Source organism: Bifidobacterium asteroides, from assembly GCF_048001765.1.
Classification (GTDB): domain Bacteria; phylum Actinomycetota; class Actinomycetes; order Actinomycetales; family Bifidobacteriaceae; genus Bombiscardovia; species Bombiscardovia asteroides_K.
Map to the genome: position 1 here is coordinate 1,785,647 of NZ_CP181447.1, position 18,305 is coordinate 1,803,951.

Here is an 18,305-nt window from a genome sequence, read left to right on the forward strand (position 1 = left end):
AAAATTCACAACCGGAAACCAGCAGAGGAATACATCCGCATGAGCAAAGGATTCGCAACAAAGGCCGTCCATGACGGCTATGACTGTCAAGGCCTGGGCGGAGGCGCGGCCAGCGTCCCCATCTACCAGTCGGCCGCCTTTGACATGGTCACTGCCGACCGGGGTGATGCCCTGGCCGCCGGTGAAATTCAAGGATTCTCCTACTCACGCCTGGCCAACCCCACGGTCAAGGTCCTGGAGGACCGCCTGGCCAGCCTTGAGGGAGGCAAGGGGGCCGTAGCCATGGCCTCAGGGATGGCCGCCGTATCGTCAGCCCTCATGTGTGCAGCCGAGGGCGGCGGGAGGCTGATCTCCCCGGTCGATCTCTATGGGACATCCGTGGATGCCATGAAGACCTTCTTCCCCAACTTCGGCATTGAGACGGATTTCGTGGACGACATCAACGACCTTGATGCAGTGGAATCCCTGATCCAGGACAACACCAGGGCCATCTTCGCCGAGTCCGTGGCCAATCCGTCCACAGCCATCGCCGACATTCCCGGCCTGGCCGACCTGGCCCACCGGCATGGGCTGGCCCTGATCATCGACAATACGGTGCCCACGCCATATCTGCTCAACCCGATCAACTTCGGTGCCGACATCGTCGTCCACTCGACCACCAAGGGAATCAGCGGCCACGGCAACGCCCTGGGCGGGGTCATCGTGGATGCGGGACGGTTCGACTGGGGTAACGGCCGCTTCCCGCAGATGAGCCAGCCCGAACTGATCATCAGCGACGAGCGGCACGGGTCCATGGTCAGCTTTCTGGATGCCTTCGGCAAGATGGCCTTCCTGCACAGGGTCCACACCAAGTACCTGCACACCTTCGGGGCGGTCATGAGCCCCTTCACCGCCTACCTGCAGCTGGCCGGTCTTGAGACCCTGGCACAGCGGGTCACCACCGAGGTGAAGACGGCGGAAGCCCTGGCCCGCCATCTGCTAACCATCCCCCAGGTGGAAGAGGTAAACTATTCGGGTATTCTCGAGGGCCGGCACCAGGGCGATGCAGACCAGCAGGACCGCCTGGCCTTGACCCTGCTGCCCAAGGGTGTCGGCACCATCCTCTCCTTCAAAGTCCAGGGCGGCTATGAGCAGGTCAAACGCATCGTGGACTCGGTGCGTCTCATGAGCTACATGCCCAACATCGGCGACTGCCGCACCCTGATTGTGGACCCTGCCAGAATCACCCACAGGGAGGTTCCAGGCCCCTACCGCCTCAGCGCAGGCGTGGGCGACGATCTGATTCGAATCTCCGTGGGTCTGGAGAACCCGGGTGACCTGATCGCCGACCTGGATCAGGCCTTTGCGGTCGCCTACCGGGACACTCTCTGAAGACCGAGCCCCCTATATCGCAGAACCCATAATGCGGGGCAGGCATATAGACAGATTTGCATGAGGAAGCACCCTTGCATAAAAAAGAACCCGGCCAAATGGTCGGGTTCCGATGAAGCCAAAAGACGGGAAAACTCAGCGGGTCTCCCGGTGCAGGGTATGCTTGCCGCAACGGGGGCAGAACTTCTTGAGCTCCAGACGGTCAGGAGTGTTACGACGGTTCTTGGTCGTAATGTAATTACGCTCCTTGCACACGGTGCACGCCAGCGTAATGCCAGGACGGATATCTGCGGCTTTTGCCATGGTTCACCTCTATAGTCGTTGCACGACCGACGTATGTCGGCCACAGTAGCGAGGAAGAGACTCGAACTCTTGACCTTACGATTATGAGTCGTACGCTCTAGCCAGCTGAGCTACCCCGCCAGAGAGCCTCGGGTGAGAATCGGACTCACGACCTCTTCCTTACCAAGGAAGTGCTCTGCCACTGAGCTACCGAGGCGTGGCGGATAGAGGATTCGAACCTCTGAAGCATTACGCGGCTGATTTACAGTCAGCTCCCTTTGACCGCTTGGGAAATCCGCCATGCCGCACTAGAACCGGAGCTCCGTACGGCAACTTGCCTATAATGACATGTTTTTCCGTTTTCCGCAAGTCCCGCTCCAACGTCGTGTCTTCCGTGTCAGAGCGGGACCGGACAGGTCAGAAATCCCAGTCGTCGTCGTCCGTCTCCACGGCCTTCCCCATGACGTAGGAGGAGCCCGAACCGGAGAAGAAGTCGTGGTTCTCGTCAGCGTTGGGGCTCAGTGAGGCGATGATGGCCGGATTCACATCGGTGGTGTCAGAGGGGAAGAGGGCCGGATAGCCCAGGTTCATCAGCGCCTTGTTGCCGTTGTAACGCAGGAACTTGGTGACATCCTCAACCAGACCCACCCCGGAGTACAGGCTCTCGGTGTATTCCACCTCGTTGTCGTACAGGTCGCCCAGGAGCTCGTAGGTGTAGTCGCTCATGGCCTGGCGCTCGGAGTCGGAGACCTTGGCCAGCCCCTTCTGGTACTTGTAGCCGATGTAATAGCCGTGTACGGCCTCGTCACGGATGATCAGACGGATCAGATCGGCCGTGTTGGTCAGCTTGGCATGGCTGGAGAAGTACATGGGCAGGTAGAAGCCCGAGTAGAAGAGGAAGGACTCCAGCAGGGTGGAGGCCACCTTGCGCTTCAAGGGGTTGTCACCCTCGTAGTAGTCCAGGACGATCTGGGCCTTGCGCTGAAGGAACTCGTTGTGCTCGCTCCACTCGAAGGCGGCGTCGATCTGAGGCGTGGAGGCCAGGGTGGAGAAGATGGAGGAGTAGGACTTGGCATGGACCGACTCCATGAAGGCGATGTTGGTATAGACCGCCTCCTCATGGGGGGTCAGCGCATCCGGGATCAGGCTGACGGCGCCCACGGTCCCCTGGATGGTGTCCAGAAGGGTCAGCCCGGTGAAGACCCGCATGGTCAGGGTGTGCTCCTCCTCACTCATGGCCTGCCAGGAGGGCAGATCATTGCTGACAGGAACCTTCTCCGGCAGCCAGAAGTTGCCGGTCAGACGGTCCCAGACCTCCAGGTCCTTCTCGTCCTCCAGACGGTTCCAGTTGATGGCGGAGACCCGGTCGATCAGCTTCAGCGGCTGCCGGGGAATGGAAATGGGTGGGACCATGGTTGATTGCTCCTTGTTGGATAGGTGTTCGACAGTGCGACGCGAATCATGACAGGACCGTCAGTCTACCGCATGGACGGACCCGACCTGTGGATGTGGATACCAAAGGGCCGGCGCCGCCATCAAAGACAGCACCGACCAGTGATTGCATATGCCTTAAGGACAGGTTCCTTACAGCATGCAGCTGACGCAGCCCTCGACCTCGGTGCCCTCCAGCGCCTGCTGGCGGATCCTGATGTAGTAGAGGGTCTTGATCCCCTTGCGCCAGGCGTAGATCTGTGCCTTGTTCAGGTCACGGGTGGTGGCCGTGTCGGGGAAGAAGAGGGTCAGCGAGAGCCCCTGGTCCACATGCTGGGTGGCCTCGGCGTAGGTGTCCACGATCTTCTTCCAGCCGATCTCGTAGGCATCCTCGAAGTAGTCCAGGTTCTCGTTGGTCATGTAGGGGGCCGGGTAGTAGACGCGCCCGATCTTGCCCTCCTTGCGGATTTCGATCTTGGATGCGATCGGGTGGATGGAGCTGGTGGAGTGGTTGATGTAGGAGATGGACCCGGTCGGGGGGACGGCCTGGAGGTTCTGGTTGTAGATGCCGTCCTTGAGGATGGCAGCCTGGAGTTCCTTCCAGTCCTCAACCGTGGGGATGTGGACCTGGTACTGGTCGAAGAGGTCCTTGATCCGCTGGGTCCTGGGCTCCAGGGAACGGCTGCCCTCGGTGTACTTGTCGAAGTAGTTCCCCTGCCCTGCCGGCTTGGCATAGTCGGACTTGGCGAAGGAGGCGAAGGCCTTCCCCCGCTCCACGGCCAGGGCATGGGAGGCCCTGTAGGCATGGTAGGCCACGGTCATGAAGTACATGTCCGTGAAGTCCAGCCCCTCCTCGGATCCGTAGTGGATGCCCTCGCGGGCCAGGAAGCCGTGGAGGTTCATCTGACCCAGGCCGATTGCATGGCCCTCGTCGTTGCCTCGCTTGATGGAGGGGACGGCCTCGATGTTGGTGTGGTCGGAGACGGAGGTCAGGGCCCGCACCGAGGTTTCGACCGTGTCGGCCAGGCCGCCGTCCATGGCCTTGGCGATGTTCAGGGACCCCAGGTTGCATGAGATGTCGCGGCCGACATGCTCATAGTTCAGATTCTCGGAGTAGGTGCTGGGCTCCTGGACCTGCAGGATCTCCGAGCAGAGGTTGGACATGGTGATCCGGCCGTCGATGGGGTTGGCCTTGTTGACCGTGTCTTCGAAGAGGATGTAGGGGTAGCCGGACTCGAACTGGATTTCGGCCAGGGTCATGAAGAAGTCGCGGGCGTCAATGTACTTCTTGTGAATCCGCTTGTCCTTGACCATCTCCTCGTAGTGCTCGGTAATCGAGATGTCGGCGAAGGGCTTGCCGTAGACCCGCTCCACGTCGTAGGGCGAGAAGAGGGCCATGGGCTCCTTGCGCTTGGCCAGCTCGAAGGTGATGTCGGGGATGACCACGCCCAGGGCCAGGGACTTGATGCGGATCTTCTCGTCCGCGTTCTCCCGCTTGGTATCCAGGAAGCGCATGATGTCAGGATGGTGGGCCGACAGGTAGACGGCGCCGGCACCCTGGCGGGCACCCAGCTGGTTGGCATAGGAGAAGGAATCCTCCAGGAGCTTCATGACCGGAACCACGCCGCTGGATTGGTTCTCGATGTGCTTGATGGGCGCGCCCATCTCACGCAGGTTGCTGAGCAGCAGGGCCACGCCGCCGCCCCTCTTGGACAGCTGCAGGGCAGCGTTGACACCGCGGGAGATGGACTCCATGTTGTCTTCGATGCGAACCAGGAAGCAGGAGACCGGCTCGCCGCGCTGGGCCTTGCCCAGGTTCAGGAAGGTTGGGGTGGCGGGCTGGAAGCGTCCGGAGATGATCTCATCCGTGTACTCCATGGCGGCCTGCTCGTCCCCGTCGGCCAGCTCCAGGGCCACGGCCACGCAGCGCTGGGGGAAGTCCTCCAGGTAACGCTTGCCGTCAAAGGTCTTCAGCGCGTAGGAGGTGTAGAACTTGAAGGCGCCCAGGAAGGTCTCGAACTCGAAGCCGCTCTCGGCTGCATGCTTGTAGATCCTATCCAGGAACTCAGGGGTGTAACGCTCGAAGACCTTCCGGTCATAGTACTCATGGTCCAGAAGGTAGGCGATCCTCTCGGCCGTGGAGGGGAAGGTCATGGTGTTGGGCCCCACGTGCCGGTCCATGTACTGGCGCTCGGCCTCGTGGTCCTTGTCGAACTGAATCCTGCCGTCCTTGTCGTACAGGTTCAGCATGGCGTTCAGGGCATGGTAGTCGTGAGCCGGATCGAAGGTCTCCTCATCCTCGGATGCGGTCCTATCCAGGGCCAGGGACGTGTCCTCGTTTGCTCCCATCAGGTGTCCTTTCATGAATATGACGATGATGATACGTGTAATGAAATCGGCTCAGGACTCGGGGTGGTTGCGGAAGAAATCCACGACCCCACGGCGGACCTTCTCCTGGTCCTCCTTGGTGCCCATGAGCTCGAAATAGTAGAGGAAGGGCACATTGCACTTGCGGGAGATGATGTCACCCGCCATGCAGAAGGCCTCCCCGAAGTTGGTGTTGCCCGAGGCGATGACCCCGCGGATGCCGGCCCTGTTGGCCGGATCGTTCAGGAAGCGCTTGATCTGCGGCATGACCGCCTTCTTGGCTGACCCTCCCCCATAGGTGGGGACGATCAGGATGTAGGGCTGCCGAACGTTGAGCGGCGGATCCTTGGGCCTCAGAGGGATGCGGAAGACGTCAATCCCCTCGTCATCCAAATGGCAGTTGGCAATGAACCGGGCGGTGTTGCGCGAGGCCGATGAAAAGTAGACCACGGCCCCCAGGCGCTGACCCTGGGCGGCGAACTCGGGAGCACTGAGCTCCGAATCAGTTCCGGCGGTCTGCTGTTGCTCCATGCTTCCTCCTGATCAGGCCATCCAGAGCCTGTCTTGACGGTGATGTCCGCCCAGAGGACGGACCGATCAGAACCCGCCCAGCGCGAGCCTGAACTACTATATGTGCTATTTATATTGAAAACGGTGAGCATATATAGGGTTTTCTGTGCCCAATATCACACCGGTTCCAACTCGCCTAGAAGTCCCAGTCGTCGTCGTCCGTGGACTCGGAGTGCCCCATGACGTAGGAGGAGCCCGAACCCGAGAAGAAATCATGATTCTCGTTGGCCGATGGCGACAGGGCCGCCAGGATCTCCGAACTGACATCGGTCTGGTCGGCTGCGAACCGGGCCGGGTAGCCCAGGTTCATCAGCGCCTTGTTGGCATTGTAGCGAACGAAGGCGAAGACGTCCTCGACAAAGGGGAAGCCCTCATAAATCTGCCCCGAGTAGACCATCTCCAAATCATAGAGCTTGTCCAGCAAATCGTTGGTGAACTTCTCCAGCATGGCCTGGTCGGCCTGGGTCCTCTCCTCCAGACCCCGCTGATACTTGTAGCCCGAGTAATAGCCGTGGATGGCCTTGTCGCGCAGGATCAGCCGAATCATGTCGGCCGTGTTCATCAGCTTGGCACGGCTGGAGAAGTAGAGGGGCAGATAGAAGCCAGCGTAGAGCATGAGGGAAGAGAGCATGGTGGAGGCCACCTTGCGCTTCAAGGGATCCTCGCTGACATACTCGTGCAGGACCGTGTGGACGCGCTCCTGGAGGACGTCGTTGGCCACGGCCCAACGGTAGGCCTTGTCGATCTCCTCGCTGGAGCAGAGGGTTGAGAAGACCGAGGAGTAGGAGCGGGCGTGAACCGACTGCATGAAGGCGATGTTGGTGTAGATGGCCTGCTCTTGCTCGGTGCGGGCGTGATCGATCTGCACCAGCTCGCCGATGGTGGCCTGGGTGGTGTCCAGCATGGTCAGTCCGGTAAAGACGCGGACCGTGGTCTGGCGCTCATGATCGGTCAGTGTGTTCCAGGAGGGTATGTCGTTGGACAGGGGCACCTTCTCGGGCAGCCAGAAGTTGGAGACCAGGCGGTTCCAGACCTCCAGATCCTTCTCATCGGTGATCTTGTTCCAGTTGACCGGGCGAATCCTGGCCTCAGGAGTGACACGGTACTGGGGCGGAGTGATGGATTGGCGCATCATCTCGTCGTCGGCATAGACGCCGGCCTCTGACTTGGTGCTTTCTTGCGTGCTTTCCTGCTGGCTCATGACAAAACCGCCTTTCGTGAATCAGTCGACTGCTGCTGGAGCTGCACTCCCATACCGGCCAGAATGGCCCTGACCGCTTGAACGTCCTCCGAGGTGCCCAGCAGCTCGAAGCGATAGAGCTCAGGGACGCCGCATCGACGGGCTATCAGCGGGCCGGCCGCGCAATAGGCACTGCCGAAGTTTCGGTTGCCAGAGGTGACGACCCCGCGGATCAGTCTGCGGTTGACCGGATTGTTCAGGAAGTGGATGACCTGCTTGGGCACGGCTCCCTTGGCTGACCCACCGCCATAGGTGGGCACCAGCAGAAGGTAGGGCGCATCCATAACGGGCATGGGCCGGCGCCGTTCATACAGGGGGATGCGGATGGGCTCCTCCACCCCCAGCCGCTGCACAAAGCGATGGGTGTTGTTGGAGACGCTGGAGAAATACACCAGCTTGGAGGCGCCATCGGGAGGATCGTGCCGATCCACATCTGCTGAGGACATAGTGACTGCTGCTCCTTGGTAAACACTATATATTGGATAGACTTGGCCAGCCAACCACAATATATAGGTTTATCCAAGACGACACAAGTTCACGCAAGCAAAACCGCCCCCGCTGTGAGATTCCATACAAGGACGGAGACGGCAATCAAATGCTTTTACGCTCGAGCCGGCGCAACCTTCAGTCGGAGGTCGAGTCCTGGGGTAAACCCTCTCGACGCAGGGCGGCACAAACCTCCAGAACCCGGTCGTTGGCCTCCCGCTCCCCCACCGTGATGCGAATGCCCTCGCCAGGGAAGGTCCTGACCGACAGGCCGGCATCGCGGAAACGCCGATCAGCATGCGCTGCGGCCTCGCCCAGAGGCAGCCAGTAGTAGTTGGCCCTAGGCTGAGGAATCTTCCACCCCTGATCCTGCAAACCAGCCAGGATTCTGGCCCGTTCCTGCTTGAGCGCCTGGACCCGTTCGGCCAGTCGATCCTGTGCGTCCAGGCTGGCCATTGCTGCCGTCTGGGCCACATCGGTGACGCCGAAGGGCAGGGCCACCTTGTTCATGCCGGCAATGATCGGCTCGGCAGCCACGGCGTATCCAATCCGCAGACCCGCCAGCCCGTAGGCCTTGGAGAAGGTCCGGGCCACTATCACATTGGGATGCTCCCGCATGAGCGACAATCCGTCGGCTCGATCGGGGTCGTCGTTGAACTGTATGTAGGCCTCGTCAAAGAGCACCGGCAGGTCGGCGGGCAGAGCCTGTAGCAGACGTTCGGCCTGGTCGTGGTCGACATTGGTCGCAGTCGGATTATTGGGATTGTTGACAATGACCAGTTTGGTGTGGTCGTTGACTGCGGCGATCATGGTTTCGATGTCATGCCGCCCCTGCTTATCCAGGGGCACCGGCACCCCGGTGGCACCAGCCATGGTGACGATGATGGGATAGGCCTCGAAACTACGCCAGGGATAGACCACCTGGTCGCCATGACCGGCCACCAGGTCAACCAGCTGGGTGATGACCTCAGTGGACCCGCATCCCAGCTGGATGCATGCTGGATCCACCCCGTGCAGCTGGGCCAGCCGCTCTACCAGAAGGGCGCCACTCATGTCCGGATAACGGTTCAGATGACCCAGGGCCTGCTCCGAGACGGTCTGAACCACGCCTGGCAGGGGCGGGTAGGGGTTCTCGTTGCTGGAGATCTTGTAGCTGGTCAACCCGGGAACGGCTGGTGCCGGGCTACCCTGCCGGTATCCGGGAAGGGAATCAATGCTGGCGCGATGACGATAGTACATGAGCACCATGCTAGTGGCCGCTATATGTCCCTGACGTGTTTGTTCCGTTGGACGGTACTGACGAGACGCAAATGGCCCCTGGTCCTTCCGCAGGACCAGGGGCCACTATCACCGCTTCTTTACTTGAGGATGGCCAGAACGTCGCGCGCGGACACGATCAGGTAGTCCTCGCCGCCGTAGTTGACCTCGGTGCCGCCATACTTGGAGTACAGAACCTTGTCGCCAACCTTGACATCCATGGGGATGCGCTCGCCCTTGTCGTCACGACGGCCGGGGCCTGCCGCCAGCACCTCGCCCTGCTGGGGCTTCTCCTTGGCGGTATCTGGAATGACCAGCCCGGAAGCGGTCTTGGTCTCCGCCTCAGCCTGCTTGATGACGATCTTGTCTTCCAACGGTGTGAGTGAAATCGACACTGTGGACCTCCTACATCTTGTGAGAACAGCCAATGAACCCACGCCGGAACGTCGATGAGAGGCTGACGAACACTCACCACGCATTCCTTTGCGCTACAAGTCATAGTAGCGCGAAATTAGCACTCTGCCAACTTGAGTGCTAACGCTGGTGGTGAAAGATGACTTGCCGATTGGCCCCTCAGGACTTGTCTGCCGGGCGACGCCGGGCCAATATGGCCTCCACGCCGATGGACAGGGAGTCCTCGCTGCGATCAGGCGCTTCGACCTGGGCCTGCATCTCCCGCTTGTGAAAGTCGTCGGGCTGTCCAACAGACTTCTTCTTTTCGGGGGGACGGGCCACAGAGACCTGCCGGGTGGACTTGATCTCCAGGCTGTGAGGGCCCTCATCTTCGTTATGCTTGCCATCCTTGTCTGATCCCTCGCCACGGGCCGACCCCAGGGAGAAGGAGATCAGATCCTGGCCAGCCGCCATACCGAAGGCATCCAAGGCCGGAGAGGGGCTGATACGTTCGAGTTCGTTGGTGGCATCCTCCTGAGCCTTAGCCGAAGCCGACGAATCCGGACGCTCCCTGCCAGCAGACGCAGAGACCGAGCTGGGCTTGCCCGAATGGGCAGAGGCGGATTGGGCGGGCGTCGACTGCGGGGAAGCCGAGCGGGCTGCAGGCTTGGATGCCGAGGACTTGTCCACTGACGGTTTAGGAGCTGTGATCTTGGAGGCAGTCTTTTGGGCCTTTGAAGATTTGGTAGTTGCCGGTTTTGAAGTCTTCGGCCTAGAAGCTGCTTGTTTGGCCGGGGTCCGTTCGGAGGCCTTCCTGGCGACGGATGGACTATTCGACGCATGTCCAGTCTGTGCAGCGGCCTTCTCGGTCGACTTGACGGACCCGGCCGAACCCTTGGCCTTACTGCTGTCGACTGTCGACTTCGCAGTCTTGGCCGAATTGTGCCGTCGAGCCTTGAGGGCTACCTGCTGATCAGCCTTGGCTTGGGCCAGCGTTCGACGGATCTCACCCTGGTCAAGCACATCCGTGGCAGTTTCAGCACGGGCCTCAACCTTGGCCTGCCCAGACTTGCCGGAGGTCTTGCTCTTAGTCAGACTGGCCGCCTGCTGACGACGCTGCCGGGCACGCCGCTGGGCTAAATTGCGCTCCCAGGCCCGAGCCTGGGCTGAAGCATGCGCGCCTGCGGCCAACACCACTATCACTAGGGCCAGAGGAATCAGAGTGAACCATGGGCTGTAGCCCATAAGGAAGGAGCATCCGGCCACAAGCAGGGTGATGACCAACAGGGTAACGACCAGGATGCGACGACGGCGTATGGCCGCGCGGCGCAACTGTCTGATCTGCTTGATGCGCTGGGCCTGACTGCGCCGGTTGCCATCCTGCTGCCCTTGCTGCATGACCAACCCTTTCACCGTCCTCGACTGCCTGTCGCAGAACCTCATGCCGTCTTCCCGCCCGACCATGTGCAGGGAGGTGGAAAGCCTGTCCTGGCGATGCTCCGAGGCCCGCTTCATACCCTTGACAGTGCGAAACGGCAGCCAACCCAGCACCAGAATCACCGCAATCACCAAAACCACGATGCTGCTGAGTGATTCATAAACCATAGGTACTACGTTAGTTGACGGTATGCCCCAAGCGGCAAGTCAAACCCAGCGTGTCGACCATATCCGCCCCAGAGGTTCATAGACGATCCAGCAGATCGGGATCGAATTGGTCGCTGATCCAGGCAAAGGTCAGGTGGTCCCTCCACTGTCCGTTTACATACATGTAGCTGCGGCGCAGTCCCTCCGGCTCCATGCCCAGCTTTTGGACCACACGCAGGGAACGCTGGTTTTCAGGCAGAATCGCCACCTCCAGACGGTGCAGATGAGGCCCCCGCCTGTCCCTGAAGGCCCAATTCGCCAACATCGTCAAGGCCAGGGGCGCGAATCCGTGACCAATCCAATCCTGGTCCACCCAGTAGCCCGCTACCCCCGTGCACATGGATCCATAACGGATGGCGCCCAGGGAGATCTGCCCTACGATGCTCTGATGAAACTCCATCAGGAAGACCGCCGAAGTGCCCTCCTGCCGGGCACGCTCCAGCTCCTGCATCCACTGGGCATAGGTCATGCCAGGTCCATGGCGGGGGTCCCCTGATTCCCATGGCGCCAGCCAATCGCGGTTCCTCCAACGAACCGCATTCCAGGCTGCCTGGTCACCCTCGCGGATGGGCCTGAGCAGGAAGTCCCCATGGCCTGGAGGCGGAGTCAGACAATCAGGCAAATCCAGTGCATGGGCCGAGCGGGCACGGGAACCCTGCCAGACCTGGCGGAAGGTATGCAGAACCGACATGACCCCATATTCTCACCGAACGGCAACCGAGGCGGGCATGCGTCCACTGGGGAAAGCCCCTGCTGGTAGAACTGAGGACATGAACGAACAGGGACGCATCAATAAGGACAAGCAGAATCGGCGTGACCGGCTACTTGAAGTCCGGCGGCACATCGACCGGGCTCAATGCCTGGAAGCAGGCCGCAAGCTGGCCGATCTGCTGGCCAGTCAGGTGCTTGCCAGATTCAAAGGCTCCCGAGGCCGCCAGAGCCTGATCGTGGCTGCCTTTTCCTCCATTCGGGGGGAGATAGCCATGGACCCCAGCCTGGACCTTCTGCTGGGCCGGGGTTACCAGGTGCTTATCCCTATGCTTGGTACGGGCATCCAAGTAGGTTGGGGACGCCTGCAATCAAAGCAGGATCTGGATGGCATGAAGCGGATTCCCGGCTGGCGGCCGGACGAGCCCGATGTGTCGGCCCTGCCAGCACAGGCCTTGAATCAGGCCGACCTGATTCTGGTGCCCGCACTGGCCATCGACCATGCCGGCATTCGTCTGGGTCGGGGCGGCGGCTGGTATGACCGGGCTCTGGACCTGCGCGCCGAACAGGCTCCAGTGGTGGGCATCTGCTGGCCTGGCGAATTCGTGGAAAACCCTCTGCCCCATCTGGACCATGATCTTCCTGTGGATGCCGTCCTGACGCCCCAAGGTTTCACGCCCACAGCCGCAGGTCTGTCACGAAGGCCCGGAGCGGACCATAATGGTGATGAACATGACTGACGAGAGGCCCGGTGCCGATTCTTCTGGTCGAAGCCACCACTAGGATATTGGGTGTTGAACCAATCGTCGCGCGAACCGACCATCAGCGGAGGGAAAGAACGGTGCCCACCTATCATTATCGTTGCAAGAACTGCGGATACGACTTTACCAAGGAGCAGTCTTTCAACGACGAGCCCATCACCATCTGCCCCAAGTGCGGGCAGCAGCAGGTCCGCAAGGTCTTCTCCGCAGTGCCCATCGAGTTCAAGGGCCATGGTTTCTACCGGACCGACGGAGCCTCATCTTCCTCCTCTTCAAGCTCCACAAGCAGCAAGTAGATCGAGAAGCACATTCGACCACATCGACCATGCGGACCCATATGCCTGCCAAAATCCTGACAGGCTGGGGGCATGGTCGATTTTTCCATCTTCACCAATAAGAACAGGCCTTCAGCTACCACCGGTTCCCTGACCCGACGACGGCGGCTTTTTAAGCTGCGACGTGCGGGAGCCGCCCTGGCATTGGGGCTGGCGGTCTTCTGCACCTTGCAGATTCTGGTCCAGGCCCAGGGCCGCCTGTCTGTACTGGTCGCCTCGCGGCCTATTGCACGCGGATCAGCTATCGAGCCTGGCATGGTTGAAACGCGTATCCTGCATGGCAGGGAACGGCTGCCCGGCCTGATTTCTACATTTGGGCAAGTACGTGGGCGGCGGCTGATGATCAGCCTCCACACAGGGCAACCGTTGACCACGGCCATGATCAGCAGCAGACCGGCACAGCCACCCGCGACCACCCCGGTGACCGTCCGCCTGGCCGACGATCCAGGAGACCTGCAGGCTGGCGACAAGGTGAATTTGCTGGCCTCGGGAGACTGCCCAGCCAGTGCCGGCATGCATTCTGTTCAGCCGAATTCTCTGCCACCCTCATACGCGAGAGATCAGCCAGGTTCTGACGGCGAGCCAAGGCCTCCCCATGTCCAGCAAGTCAACGGCCTGCAAACGTCAGCTCCCAGGCAGTCTTCAGGTGGTGGAGGCTGCATGATAGCCGAGCAGGCGTTAGCTCTACAGACGGCGCAGGCCATCGCCAAAGATCGATCCGATCTGGAAGCACGGGAGGGCAACCAGTTCCGGCAAGCGTCCCAGGCGGTCTTCGCCCTTGATGCCAGTCAGGCTCTGCTCCTGCTATCGCTGGATCCATCTACACCTGTCATTGCCATCCGCCCCGACAGAACTTCTGCACCGACACCCTCCATTCATGTCGGAAAACCGAAACCAACCTGGGCCCGCGATAATGGAGGAAGAAGCAGGCATAGGTGCTCTATGCCTCACATCAGCTACGGAAGGATGCAGGATGGCCTCGATCAATCAGGTGGCGGCCAAGGATACCGCCGAAGCAGTCCACAAAATCTCGCAGATCAGCAACAAGGGCGTGCTGGGCGAGTTCAAGCAGTTCATCTCGCGCGGATCCATGGTGGATATGGCCGTGGGCGTGGTCATGGGTTCGGCGGTGACCAGCGTGGTCAACGCCATCGTCAACAATCTGATCAGCCCCCTGATTGCCATGATCTTCGGCAAACCGGACCTCTCAGGACTCCTGACCATCACCTACCGGAACGCCACCATCTCCTTCGGCGCCATTCTGACAGCCCTGCTCAATTTCCTCTTAATCGCCATCGCCGTGTACTTCTGCATCATCATGCCCATCAACAAGCTGCGGCAGCTGAGCCGGGCGGCCTCAGGCATCAAGGACCAGCCCAACGCTCCCAGCCCCCAGGACCAGAGCCTGCAGCTGTTGCGCCAGATTGCGGACGACATCCACCAATCGACAAATGCAGACAGTCAACAGGCTGGAACCGGACTGCCCAGGAACCAGGATTAGGACCGACAGTCAGTCGCCGCGCTCATTGGGGAAGAGCCCCCAGTGAGGCGGCAGCTCGCCCAGAATCCGCCGGTCATCCCCGTCAAGACGATCCTGCGCACATACCCGGTCCTGGGGATCCTCCTCGGTGCCATCAACATCGAACCGTTCCTTGCCTGGACGAACCACCCGCCGATGGCGACGCCGTCGCGGAGCTGAAGGCTCACCGGTCTGATTCCCCCGGTCTAGCTGGTCATCCTCCATCAACGCGCCTGCTGGTAGATATCGGCAAGACGGGCAACGATCCTGTCGGCTTCCTTGTCGGGGTTGACAAAGGCTGAAACGCTCCAGACGGTCATGACCGACCAGCCGAGATACTGCAAATCCTCGGTGGTGAACCGGTGACGCTCCCGGGTGGACTGGGTGTGCATGAACTCTGCATCGTCGGTCAACACGGCCAAGGCATAGGGCTTGTTCTTGAGTCCTACCACCAGCGGAATTCGGGGGGCCTGGTCGTACCCGTAATCCAGGGCCACATCCAGCCCCCGGGTCCGCAGCCGCTGGGCCAGATCCCTGAAGAGCACATTGGTGGACTGTTCGGCTTGTTCGGGCCGGGCGGGTTCAGCGTCGGGATGCTCAATCCAGGTCAAAAGATCCTTGAGCAAACGCGGCCCGGGCTGGTGAATGCGGTCGTCCTCCAGATCATCAGCGGAAAACGCCGCGACGATATCCAGATTCCGATCCGGCAGAACCAGAGCATCCAGCAACATGCCCTTGCCCCCTTCGCCCTCCAGATCACCGAACTGCTGCAGAAGACGGCCGTGGGTGGTCTTGGCAAAGCCCAGAGTAAGGATCACGTCCGTGGCCCGGGCACCGCAGACCTCGTCAATGCCGACGATGCGTACATGCCGCAGGAACTTGGCAAAAACCCTGTCCTTGGCTGCTGCCGACTTGAGCTCGGCACCCAACCTGGAGCGGTGGGTTGCCGACAGGGTGACCACAGTCAGCAGATAACTGTTGGGCACCAGGGAGAAGGATCCGGCCTTGCGTTTGAGCATGTTGACAACGGCGGCCACCTCCTGTTGGCTGGACTCGACCAGCCCAGTGGCCATGACAGGGACCCCGGCGCCCTCCACCCTGGTCAGGGTTACCCTGCCAGGCTCCCGGCAATCGGGCACAGGCGCCGACAGATCCCCATATCCATGATCTTTCAGGAAGGTGTCCAGCCGAATTGAACGGCGCGAGGGGCGGGCTTTGACAGTGACCGGGACCAGTTGGTCGACCAGCTGCAAGAGGCCATCCGAGGTGATGGTAGGCCGGTGGGCGATGACGGCCACCTGCCGGGCACGAGCCAGCACGGTCAGCACCTGGATGGAAGGCATATGGGCTCCGGCATCGATGATGACCGTGTCGGCCAGCTGTGTCGGATTGGTCCTGGTCGCCAGTGTGGCCGGAGTTGCGATGATGATGGGTTTGGCCGCCGACAGGATGCCGGGGTGGGCCTGCTGGAAGACCGCAAGGGAGGCACCAGGGTTGCCGGCCAGCATGGTGTGCAGCTGATTGGCCTCCTGGGTGCGGGAGAAGAGCAGCTCGGACAGGCGCTTTTCGCTCTCCTGGGCAACCATGGGCCCTACGCTGGCCACGTGCTGGGCATCGACCTGGCTGAAGCGGTCGGCTGCGTTGGACAGGGCGGAGCCGTCCTGGTTGGAGATGATCTGCGAGGAGCGCATGATGTCGTCGAAGACCGTGGTCCACCAGGCCAGCTGCAATTCAGCCCGTACCGCCTTGCCCTCAACCTGGCGGTTGCGCAGGTCCTGGACCAGGTCCTGCAGCCCCGCCTTGTTGAATTCGCCTTCCAGGGCGCAGCGCTCAGGCAAGGTATCCAGGGCTGTATGGTCGTCAAAGAGGGCTTTGAGCCGCTCCTCCACCTTGTTCAAGTCCATGGTCTCCAGATCGCCGCCAGCTGGAGTCGAGGCCAGAACGGTATCCAGAGCCGTCATGTCGCGGATCAGGGATTCCTGAGTGTCGATGATGACATCCAGTTTGGGCGGCAGGACCGGCCAGCCGCCGTGGGGGACGAAGGTCCGCCATTGCTCGGCCTGCTTGGAGACCACCACCAGTGACTCATGCAGATCCTCGACCTGGGCACCGGGCCTGAGCAGGCTCTTGGCCTCCTTGACCAGACGTCGACGTTCCCAGAATCCCAGATTGGTGCCATTGGCCTTGCGATCAGCCTTGGACTTGGTGGCCTCGATCATGGCAGGAAGGTCACGCTCGAAGATGGAGGGCTGGAAGACATCCAGAACCCGGCGCAGATTCTTGAGGACCACCACCTGCCGTCCCCAATCCTTGACGGTAGCCGGCACGGGGAATCCGCAGGTCTCCACAGTTGATTTGACCTGTTCGCGGGTGTCCGGCAGAAGCCGTTGCAGGAGACGAACCACGCGGGAGTAAGCGTCCACAGCCTCGTTCTCGTTAACCAGGGTGGCACCGAACCAAGGCGTGTCCTGGGGGCCGATGACGAATTCACCCAGCTCGGCAGCCCTCTCCAGCTTGTCTGCCCAGGCATCCAGCTCAGGCTGCAGGTTATGGGCTGTGGCCGCGCCCAGACGGACACGGGTGGCGGGGTGCGTAGGCATATTGGCGATGTTGGCCAGATTCTGAATGGTCTGGTAGGCCGAAACCCCCCAGCTGGAATCGACCCCATGCAGATCACCCAAATAGCGGGTCAAGCGGGAGCGGACACCCACAAGCTCGTCAGCCACCTGATCGAAGTGTTCGCTGGCCTTGCCGGGTTTGAACCCCACTGCATCGATCAGCCGCTGATCCAGGACCCGGCCAAGCTGATCGTCGGTCAGGTCAAGAGCCATGTCCGCCATCCCGGCGGCATCCAGACGATGCTGGAAGCGTCGCTTCTCCTCCACCACGCAGGGCACATAGAGCACGGTTCTTCCAGCGGTGACGCAGCGCGAGGCGATAGCCAGAGCATCGTCGGCGCTGTGGCGGCCGGTCTGTTCATCGACAAGCACGCTGTGCCCAGTCGCCACCAGCTGGGCGGCATAGCGGACCCGGTTGTCCACATCTCCGGCCTCGAACTCGCTGTGAGGGTCAGCATCAAAGGGGCTGTAATCGGGCACAGGCCCGCCCTTGAGCCGCTCGGAGGCAGCCTGGTCGCCAGCCAAGGCATCCAGCAGATCGTTGCCCGTGGACCCGGCGGTCATCCGATCCAGAATCCGAAGGCTCTCGCCCAACAGCTGGGCCGATGGCTCAATGAAGCATCCCAGAACGATTTTCCGTTCGATGGTGAAGTCGCTGATATGCGGCGTGATCAGGGCCGTCATGTCCTTGAACAGGGATGAAGTTTCGGGGGTGCCGCCCTGATAATGGGAGGCGGAAAACAGACGGTCCGGATCCAGGGTGATGCCCCGCTCACGCATAGCTGAGATCAAGGCAGGATTAAGGTCCACCTTGCCTGTGAATCTGATGGATGCCCTGGATGCTCCCTGCGTGCTCTCGTCGATACGCACAGGATAGAGCAGTACGGGCATGTCACGCCCCTGCCAGGCAGCCACCCCCACCACCATGGAAAGCTGGGCGAAACCACTGGCACGCTCCTTGGCGGCCTGATCGTCCAGAACCCGCTCCATGCGTCGGTGGGCCGCACGCAGCATGCCGCGGTCGCGGAAGAGCGCATCCAGATGGACCTGGCCGCTGGCGAAGAGCTGGGCAATGCCTGAAGGATGCGCATGCGTCAGGTCCATCTGCGCCGCCAGTTGCGACACATTCTCCAAGGGGGTCAGGCCCACCTGGTTCTGGTAATCCTGGCGCCATCCTCGAATTCGCTCCAGGGGAGTCAACGGGGCCTTGACCTCTTCTGCCGCGCGGTCAGAGGAAGAGCCTGCTGTTGACGCCTGTGCATCTTCAGCCCGTTTGTCCTCTTCCGACCCCCCGGTGCTCATTACCGTCTCGCTCATCCGTCC

Annotated in this window: 16 protein-coding genes, 3 tRNA genes and 1 pseudogene; 5 read left to right on the top strand and 15 right to left on the bottom strand. The window is 61.1% G+C overall.

What is annotated here, in order from left to right; all coding sequences use genetic code 11:
• The first annotated feature begins 39 nt into the window (after positions 1-39).
• Positions 40-1,371: an O-acetylhomoserine aminocarboxypropyltransferase/cysteine synthase family protein gene (locus ACNAOV_RS07380; RefSeq protein WP_416517193.1), complete on the top strand. Its 1,332-nt coding sequence runs from the start codon at positions 40-42 to the stop codon at positions 1,369-1,371.
• Between the two features lie 135 nt (positions 1,372-1,506).
• Here ACNAOV_RS07380 and rpmG read toward each other — a convergent pair whose 3' ends face one another.
• The 13 genes from rpmG to ACNAOV_RS07445 form a co-directional block, all read right to left on the bottom strand.
• On the bottom strand, positions 1,507-1,674 hold the full coding sequence (gene rpmG, locus ACNAOV_RS07385; RefSeq protein ID WP_015022386.1) for a 50S ribosomal protein L33: 168 nt from the start codon (positions 1,672-1,674) through the stop codon (positions 1,507-1,509).
• 46 nt (positions 1,675-1,720) lie between these two features.
• Positions 1,721-1,794, bottom strand: a tRNA-Met gene (locus ACNAOV_RS07390).
• A gap of 4 nt (positions 1,795-1,798) precedes the next feature.
• A tRNA-Thr gene (locus tag ACNAOV_RS07395) sits at positions 1,799-1,870 on the bottom strand.
• 1 nt (position 1,871) lies between these two features.
• Positions 1,872-1,953: transfer RNA gene (locus tag ACNAOV_RS07400), tRNA-Tyr, on the bottom strand.
• Positions 1,954-2,070: 117 nt separating this feature from the next.
• Positions 2,071-3,066, bottom strand: coding sequence for a class 1b ribonucleoside-diphosphate reductase subunit beta (nrdF, locus tag ACNAOV_RS07405; protein WP_029678084.1), 996 nt, complete (start codon positions 3,064-3,066; stop codon positions 2,071-2,073).
• 171 nt (positions 3,067-3,237) lie between these two features.
• Complete coding sequence (gene nrdE, locus ACNAOV_RS07410) at positions 3,238-5,433, bottom strand: class 1b ribonucleoside-diphosphate reductase subunit alpha (protein WP_416517194.1); 2,196 nt, start codon at positions 5,431-5,433, stop codon at positions 3,238-3,240.
• A gap of 51 nt (positions 5,434-5,484) precedes the next feature.
• Entirely contained in the window at positions 5,485-5,982 is a 498-nt protein-coding gene (nrdI, locus tag ACNAOV_RS07415) for a class Ib ribonucleoside-diphosphate reductase assembly flavoprotein NrdI (protein WP_416517195.1), read from the bottom strand.
• A gap of 175 nt (positions 5,983-6,157) precedes the next feature.
• Positions 6,158-7,153, bottom strand: coding sequence for a class 1b ribonucleoside-diphosphate reductase subunit beta (nrdF, locus tag ACNAOV_RS07420; RefSeq protein ID WP_416518178.1), 996 nt, complete (start codon positions 7,151-7,153; stop codon positions 6,158-6,160).
• A gap of 65 nt (positions 7,154-7,218) precedes the next feature.
• Entirely contained in the window at positions 7,219-7,707 is a 489-nt protein-coding gene (gene nrdI / locus ACNAOV_RS07425) for a class Ib ribonucleoside-diphosphate reductase assembly flavoprotein NrdI (protein ID WP_416517196.1), read from the bottom strand.
• 178 nt (positions 7,708-7,885) lie between these two features.
• Positions 7,886-8,986 (bottom strand): histidinol-phosphate transaminase, encoded by a 1,101-nt coding sequence (locus tag ACNAOV_RS07430; protein WP_416517197.1) that lies wholly within the window; start codon positions 8,984-8,986, stop codon positions 7,886-7,888.
• Between the two features lie 119 nt (positions 8,987-9,105).
• Positions 9,106-9,399: a co-chaperone GroES gene (gene groES, locus ACNAOV_RS07435; protein ID WP_015022393.1), complete on the bottom strand. Its 294-nt coding sequence runs from the start codon at positions 9,397-9,399 to the stop codon at positions 9,106-9,108.
• A gap of 178 nt (positions 9,400-9,577) precedes the next feature.
• Entirely contained in the window at positions 9,578-11,002 is a 1,425-nt protein-coding gene (locus ACNAOV_RS07440) for a hypothetical protein (protein WP_416517198.1), read from the bottom strand.
• Between the two features lie 76 nt (positions 11,003-11,078).
• Positions 11,079-11,732 carry a GNAT family N-acetyltransferase gene (locus tag ACNAOV_RS07445; RefSeq protein WP_416517199.1) on the bottom strand — a complete coding sequence of 218 codons (654 nt, stop codon included), beginning with the start codon at positions 11,730-11,732 and terminating at the stop codon, positions 11,079-11,081.
• A gap of 79 nt (positions 11,733-11,811) precedes the next feature.
• Between ACNAOV_RS07445 and ACNAOV_RS07450 the strand changes: the two genes are divergently transcribed.
• The 4 genes and pseudogenes from ACNAOV_RS07450 to ACNAOV_RS07465 all read left to right on the top strand — a co-directional run bounded on the left by ACNAOV_RS07450 (position 11,812) and on the right by ACNAOV_RS07465 (position 14,346).
• Positions 11,812-12,489 (top strand): 5-formyltetrahydrofolate cyclo-ligase, encoded by a 678-nt coding sequence (locus ACNAOV_RS07450; protein ID WP_416517200.1) that lies wholly within the window; start codon positions 11,812-11,814, stop codon positions 12,487-12,489.
• 101 nt (positions 12,490-12,590) lie between these two features.
• Positions 12,591-12,806 (top strand): FmdB family zinc ribbon protein, encoded by a 216-nt coding sequence (locus ACNAOV_RS07455; protein WP_044097723.1) that lies wholly within the window; start codon positions 12,591-12,593, stop codon positions 12,804-12,806.
• 72 nt (positions 12,807-12,878) lie between these two features.
• Positions 12,879-13,217 (top strand): annotated as a pseudogene (locus tag ACNAOV_RS07460) (SAF domain-containing protein); the annotation flags it as partial.
• A 718-nt stretch (positions 13,218-13,935) separates the two neighbouring features.
• A complete protein-coding gene (locus ACNAOV_RS07465; protein ID WP_416518179.1) occupies positions 13,936-14,346 on the top strand; it encodes an MscL family protein in 411 nt (136 codons plus the stop codon).
• Between the two features lie 9 nt (positions 14,347-14,355).
• Here ACNAOV_RS07465 and ACNAOV_RS07470 read toward each other — a convergent pair whose 3' ends face one another.
• Together ACNAOV_RS07470 and ACNAOV_RS07475 are read right to left on the bottom strand one after the other, a co-directional pair.
• Positions 14,356-14,589, bottom strand: coding sequence for a hypothetical protein (locus ACNAOV_RS07470; RefSeq protein ID WP_154312797.1), 234 nt, complete (start codon positions 14,587-14,589; stop codon positions 14,356-14,358).
• Complete coding sequence (locus ACNAOV_RS07475) at positions 14,589-18,299, bottom strand: helicase (protein ID WP_416517201.1); 3,711 nt, start codon at positions 18,297-18,299, stop codon at positions 14,589-14,591. The genes ACNAOV_RS07470 and ACNAOV_RS07475 overlap by 1 nt, the downstream gene beginning before the upstream one ends.
• Positions 18,300-18,305 lie beyond the last annotated feature (6 nt).